This is a genomic window from Endozoicomonas numazuensis, from assembly GCF_000722635.1.
Classification (GTDB): Bacteria; Pseudomonadota; Gammaproteobacteria; order Pseudomonadales; family Endozoicomonadaceae; genus Endozoicomonas_A; species Endozoicomonas_A numazuensis.
The window spans coordinates 183651-190067 of record NZ_JOKH01000001.1 but is presented as its reverse complement, the minus strand read 5'-3'; the positions used below and the strand labels follow the sequence as shown (position 1 = coordinate 190067).

The following is a 6417-nucleotide window of genomic DNA, read 5'->3' as shown; positions in this document are numbered from 1 at the left end:
GCTGGATTCAAGCAATAAGTGCAAGCGACTCCCCGGTGTAGACTTCGAGCGGAGTTCGCCCACCTAATACTTTTCTCGGCATGGTATTGATTAACAATTCAGCTTCTCGAATCTCTGCTGCTGTCAGCCCCCCGAGAGCCATTTTCTTAGGCCAGGTTCGACGGATGATGCCATTAGTATTCTCGTTCGTTCCTCTCTGGTAACTGGCATAAGGCTTGGCAAAAAATACATCAGCACTCACTGCTTTAGCTACCTTTTCATGAGCGGCAAACTCACCCCCGTTATCCAGTGTGATGGTGCAAACAGATGATACCCGTCCCAGCAATTTAATCATGCTATCTGCAACCGTTTCTGCTTGCTTGTTGTCCACTTTATCAATCAGTGTGAAGCGGCTTTTTCGGTCAACCAATGTCACCAGGTGAGCGTCCTGTCCAAATACCGTGTCACCTTCCCAGTCTCCCAGGCGAGACCGAAGATCTACAACCTCAGGACGTTCAGTAATATCAACGCGATTGGGTATCAGGGAACGTCCCGCCTTGCGTTTACCGCCCTTGCAGCGTCTCTTTCCAAAACGAGGCAGCTTCTTGTACAGTGTGCCTCCGCTGGCCTTGTTATCAGCGATACGAGCGTAAATAGTGGTATGGCTCAAGGTGATTTCAGGGATCTCGATTTTCATCCTGCAGCTGATGTTCTCAGGTGACCAGCCAAGCAGCAGACCATTTTCTATAATCGGCATTTGTCGTTCATCGACTTTACTGTATTTTCTGGCTGACACTCTACGATGAATAGCCATACTGTGAGCTGTCTCGGCACAATAACCGTTGCCATCAGTATTGCGTTGAAGCTCCCGAGATAAGGTGCCTGCACTGGTGCCAATTCTCTCTGCAATCTCTTTCTGCGTAAGACCTGTCCCAAGAAGAGCTTCGATCTGGTATCGTTGCCCCTGAGTCAGTTGCTTGTATAGTTTGGTTTGTGTATTCATTCCTGACTTCCATTTCTGAGTGTGAGAGCTACAGAATGTACCAGCAGCTGGCTCACATCTGAAATATCAGTCGATTGCACTTATTGTATTAATCCAGCTTTATCTCTCTTTGAATTTCTCTCTTCTTCTTGAGCATCCTGTAATTCTGACAGCATTCTAACAGAATCAGGACTATAGCGAGTTCTACACAATTCAAGACTCTGTATTTGTTGACGCAAATTTTCTATATTTACCGAAGCTAAGTTAGTCTTATAACCTACTATTGCCTCTCTAGCTTTTGTTATTGTTTCATTACAAGTATCGACAACACTTAACAGTTCTTGCCAGTAAGTATCTATTTGCTGTTTGTCTGTGTCTTCACCTATAGACTCAAGAAGCTGTGTTTCTTTCTGTTGTCTTAATTTTGTTAGCAAACCTTTAATTTCAAGGAGTAGCTGTCTTGCTTTAGACTCATCAAAAACAGGAGGCTGGATATCAATATGTTCCTGCCAACCATCAATTACTGCACTTGCTGTAGTAAAACTCGATTTCAAAGTTTCTATTATTGATTCTGAACAAGCTGTAGATATTGCAACTTCTAATTTTGCAACATCAGATTTTAGCTTGTTGTAATCTTGGTTGAAATAGCTTCGATACGCATTTATTAAGTCTAAACCCTCTAGTGACTGGTCGCAGAAAGGACAGTTTTGTTCACCATATGCAACCCCATCACTAATCCATTTCTCATAACCTGGTTTACTATGAGAATCTATAAATGCCTTTACCTGCTCTTCAGCGGCCAAGTCTATATTATCAAGTGAATTTTCGAATATCTCAAAGATTGAATCAGTTTTTAAGTTTGGTTTTATTAATAATTTAGGCGAAGCTTTCGCTTGAATAAGATCAATGTTTTGTGCCTCAACAATTTTTTCATTTAGAGCATTGATCTGTGAATCAATATCAGTAACTTCTTCTAAAGCCTGAAACTGAGAAAGAGTTAACCCCCTATGAAATGCGCTAAGTTGAGATATGATATCACGAACGTTAGCAGCTGCTGCTTTTGTATCTTCATCTGCTTGGTCGTAAACTCTTTGTGCATTGACCGCACTTTCACCAAGTGCAAATTGCAATAAATTTTTTCTTTGATCTGATGTAACCTGACCCCCAGCATAAACGTTTTGTTCTACAAAATCGGAGTCAAAAACTAATAGCTCTGAGTGCTCTTGACTCCATACACCATTTTGAAACGTAGATCGTTGGCCATTGTTAAACTGAAAATCAACTTCAGGAGCATTGTTTCCATCAATAGTTCTTCGATTGATAATAAGTTCAGGTTTGTTTACTGAACATGAGCGAAAAATTGATGCTAGCGTAGACTTTCCTCTTCCATTATCTGCGTAGATGAAACTTGCTTTTTTTAAAGAATGAGATCTTGCATCAACATCGTGTAGCAAACCTATTCCTTTAATCCGATGTATTCTTACTAACATCTAACTTCCTAAGATAACAACTTTTAATATTTGAGAAGAAAATTGGGGGATTAACTCTTAGCACATAACGCCTGCTTCAGCCGCGCCGCCGACGGCGGCGTCGGGTGGAGGGGCGAAGCCCCGGAACGAACTGGAAGCATTTGTTATGCGCTGTTGACTACAAATGTCCCTGTTGAAGGCTAAAGAATATATCGTTCTTTTTATCTATTAAACCTAAATCTAAACCTTCTATATGCCAATCTAGGTTGAATTTTTTAGGATGAGGCTTATTACCAGCGTCATAGAGACTATTTACAAAATTTCTTTCATTTAACTTTGCATCATTGTTGAGAATAATTTGCGTATAGTGATCAGCCATTCTAATGAGATACAAAGGATGACCAGAAGTCATTATGGGATTACTCATATATACTGTTCCTGGCTCCATGCCAAGTGTTGTATATTTTTCGTGAATACACCACATTCTTTCACGTTCTTGTGTCATTTGACCATTTTCGGTTGAGAAATCGAATACTGAATGATCAAATATCCCAATAGCATGAAAAGTATCACGGCTTACAAATGCGAAAAGAACTTCATTTGTTCTTTTTGATAATCCTGACTTTTCAATTTCCATATTAAGGTGAAAGTGGTGAAAACCTTTCGTGTTTAAAATTTGATCCTTATCATCCCATGCATCTACTTCACCATTTTTTATTCTCTCCACAGGAGTATATCCATTTTTATGCGCTCGTTTCGACAAGTAAGGATGAAGGTCTTCACCACCTCTTGCTTTATCGAGAAGAGCATTGATGCCATCTTTGAGGTTTTTATATCTGCTGTCAGAAGTTACCTCAGGCGCACGCTGGATTTTTCTAACTCGTATAGGAACCTGTCTAGTCTGCCAGTGAAGATAATGAATTACTACATCATTAATATTCTGTGATTCCAATTCTCCCAAAGTTTCTCTGTCATTTGGGAAAAAAGGTAATTCTTTAATGAGTTTACTTTTCAATCTCTTTATTGAGTTTGATTCTTCCATATTCTCCACACTTCAAAATTAGAGATATTTGTATTATTTGATGTAAGCGCATAACAGCTATTAAAACTCAAACGAGTAATATTGGATATTACGCGCGCACGCAGCATATCCCCCCAAATCAGGGGTAATTCACTCACTTGAGATATATCCCAACTTTTCATTGTGTCGAAAAGTCATTAATTAATCATTAGGTAAACCCCCGGCTATGCCGGGGAGACTCGCATAGGTTATACCGAGCCTTCGGTAGCTAACCTCGATGGTTCCGCCAAGAACCAAGAGGTTTAACTTATGCCAGACTACAAAAGTCTGACCCATACTCGATGGGATTGTAAGTATCACGTAGTTTTTATTCCCAAAAAGAGGCAGAAGGTCATTTATGGCAGTTTGAGAAAGTTTTTGGGAGCGATATTTCATGAACTCGCCAAGCGAAAAGAGTGTGAAATTATAGAAGGGCATTTGATGCGAGTTCACGTACATATTTGCATCAGTATTCCACCAAAATACTCTGTTTCTTACGTCGTAGGNATTGAGAAACAGCATACTGCTTGCGCTGGCATTGCAAGAAGGATAATACACCTGATCTTGATCGCCAGATGGTACACACCTTCTTCTTTCTACTTGTACGGCACTTTCAGATTACTAACCAATCTATGCACCCTGCCACTTAACGCCAAATTCAGGGGCAGCGCGCCAGCGCTGTCCCCTGGAATTTTTTGTTATGCCTATACTCAGTTCTTTATTTTCATGTTGAGGATTTATTTTAATGAAAAAAATACTAATTATTTCAAGCCTATTAATATTTTTTTTGCGAAGTGAGTTTGCAATCGCATATGACAAGCACGAAGATAACCAGAATTATACCAGTTCTTATTTGCCATATTTAGGTATGATTGCAACAGCGGGCTACGGGTTGTATCACGGTTTTGCACGTTCTTTTAAATGTATCGATTTTGAGTTGGCGCGTAAGATTTTCATTGTAGAAACTATTGCTGGTCAAGTTTTTGTATACATTCCAAGCTACTTCCTTATGATTTCTGGTTTAATAGGATACAACGATTTTCTCGACGAACAATTTTTACCTACTCTTGCTGATGATACATCTTACTTTATTGATAAATTATATGGAATGATAATATGGGGGGTAGCAGGTAAAACAGCGACTGAAATTTTGGTGAACAAACTAACTACTTACCTTTGTGGGCAAGAGTCAGATTGAGGCATAACGCCTGGTTCAGCCGCGCCGCCGACGGCGGCGTCGGGTGGAGGGGCGAAGCCCCGGAACGAACTGGAACCATTTGTTATGTGCGAACTAAATCTAAACTGCTCCTGCATGGACAACGTTGACGGCTCTATCAACAAAACTCAATAATTCACTATCAACTACTTCAACTTGGTCTGCTGCTGGATTTGTATCATGATGGTACTGCCCTGCGTAGCGGTTAATTTCATTAAGCTCATGAGTTATATTTTGGGCGAAAATTAAAGGACATGGTGTAACTGCATTGTTTATCAATTCAATGACTTGCCCAAATAGCAAACCTCCATTTATCAAACCAGGAAACCGCCTATGCAAGTAACCTTCAAGCATTGGTCTTATTGAACGAGCAACCTCCATACTGCTTGTTGCATTCCCAGCCCTGTACTCTTCTAGTAGGCGATGAGATTTGAAATATGCACTTTCGCATTCATTGTCCATATCAATATCATCGAAACTACTATATCGATTTGTTACTGCCTTTAACTTTAAGCACTTAACGTCATTTGGATGAGTGTCACGAAGTACATCGTTGCGTAAATGGCGTAAGAAATGTATGTCATGCGCAAGAACTATAAGTTGCATGCAGTTGTCGTGTAAGCGCTTAAGGCTGGATTCAAGCAATAAGTGCAAGCGACTCCCCGGTGTAGACTTCGAGCGGAGTTCGCCCACCTAATACTTTTCTCGGCATGGTATTGATTAACAATTCAGTTTCTCGAATCTCTGCTGCTGTCAGCCCCCCGAGAGCCATTTTCTTAGGCCAGGTTCGACGGATGATGCCATTGGTATTCTCTTTCGTTCCTCTCTGGTAACTGGCATAAGGCTTGGCAAAAAATACATCAGCACTCACTGCTTTAGCTACCTTTTCATGAGCGGCAAACTCACCCCCGTTATCCAGTGTGATGGTGCAAACAGATGATACCCGTCCCAGCAATTTAATCATGCTATCTGCAACCGTTTCTGCTTGCTTGTTGTCCACTTTATCAATCAGTGTGAAGCGGCTTTTTCGGTCAACCAATGTCACCAGGTGAGCGTCCTGTCCAAATACCGTGTCACCTTCCCAGTCTCCCAGGCGAGACCGAAGATCTACAACCTCAGGACGTTCAGTAATATCAACGCGATTGGGTATCAGGGAACGTCCCGCCTTGCGTTTACCGCCCTTGCAGCGTCTCTTTCCAAAACGAGGCAGCTTCTTGTACAGTGTGCCTCCGCTGGCCTTGTTATCAGCGATACGAGCGTAAATAGTGGTATGGCTCAAGGTGATTTCAGGGATCTCGATTTTCATCCTGCAGCTGATGTTCTCAGGTGACCAGCCAAGCAGCAGACCATTTTCTATAATCGGCATTTGTCGTTCATCGACTTTACTGTATTTTCTGGCTGACACTCTACGATGAATAGTCATACTGTGAGCTGTCTCGGCACAATAACCGTTGCCATCAGTATTTCGTTGAAGCTCCCGAGATAAGGTGCCTGCACTGGTGCCAATTCTCTCTGCAATCTCTTTCTGCGTAAGACCTGTCCCAAGAAGAGCTTCGATCTGGTATCGTTGCCCCTGAGTCAGTTGCTTGTATAGTTTGGTTTGTGTATTCATTCCTGACTTCCATTTCTGAGTGTGAGAGCTACAGAATGTACCAGCAGCTGGCTCACATCTGAAATATCAGTCGATTGCACTTATTGTATTAATCCAGCA

The 6417-nt window shown here is 41.5% G+C and carries 6 protein-coding genes and 1 pseudogene; 2 read left to right on the top strand and 5 right to left on the bottom strand.

Going from position 1 to position 6417, the window contains the following annotated elements:
* Window positions 1–7: 7 nt before the first annotated feature.
* From GZ78_RS00790 to GZ78_RS00780, 3 genes are all read right to left on the bottom strand, one after another.
* Entirely contained in the window at window positions 8–982 is a 975-nt protein-coding gene (locus GZ78_RS00790) for an IS30 family transposase (RefSeq protein WP_034831994.1), read from the bottom strand.
* An 80-nt stretch (window positions 983–1062) separates the two neighbouring features.
* On the bottom strand, window positions 1063–2451 hold the full coding sequence (locus GZ78_RS00785; protein ID WP_051785691.1) for an AAA family ATPase: 1389 nt from the start codon (window positions 2449–2451) through the stop codon (window positions 1063–1065).
* Window positions 2452–2608: 157 nt separating this feature from the next.
* Window positions 2609–3472, bottom strand: a complete 864-nt coding sequence (locus GZ78_RS00780; RefSeq protein ID WP_034831993.1) for a hypothetical protein — start codon at window positions 3470–3472, stop codon at window positions 2609–2611.
* Between the two features lie 288 nt (window positions 3473–3760).
* On the opposite strand from GZ78_RS00780, the pseudogene tnpA reads away from it, so the two are divergent.
* Together tnpA and GZ78_RS00770 are read left to right on the top strand one after the other, a co-directional pair.
* Window positions 3761–4039, top strand: a pseudogene (gene tnpA, locus GZ78_RS30130) (IS200/IS605 family transposase); the annotation flags it as partial.
* Window positions 4040–4235: 196 nt separating this feature from the next.
* The gene (locus tag GZ78_RS00770; RefSeq protein WP_034831989.1) at window positions 4236–4688 is read left to right on the top strand and encodes a hypothetical protein; all 453 of its coding nucleotides are present in this window, start codon (window positions 4236–4238) and stop codon (window positions 4686–4688) included.
* A 99-nt stretch (window positions 4689–4787) separates the two neighbouring features.
* Here GZ78_RS00770 and GZ78_RS00765 read toward each other — a convergent pair whose 3' ends face one another.
* Together GZ78_RS00765 and GZ78_RS00760 are read right to left on the bottom strand one after the other, a co-directional pair.
* Window positions 4788–5312: a hypothetical protein gene (locus GZ78_RS00765; RefSeq protein WP_034831988.1), complete on the bottom strand. Its 525-nt coding sequence runs from the start codon at window positions 5310–5312 to the stop codon at window positions 4788–4790.
* 31 nt (window positions 5313–5343) lie between these two features.
* Window positions 5344–6318, bottom strand: a complete 975-nt coding sequence (locus GZ78_RS00760; protein ID WP_034831987.1) for an IS30 family transposase — start codon at window positions 6316–6318, stop codon at window positions 5344–5346.
* Window positions 6319–6417: the final 99 nt, after the last annotated feature.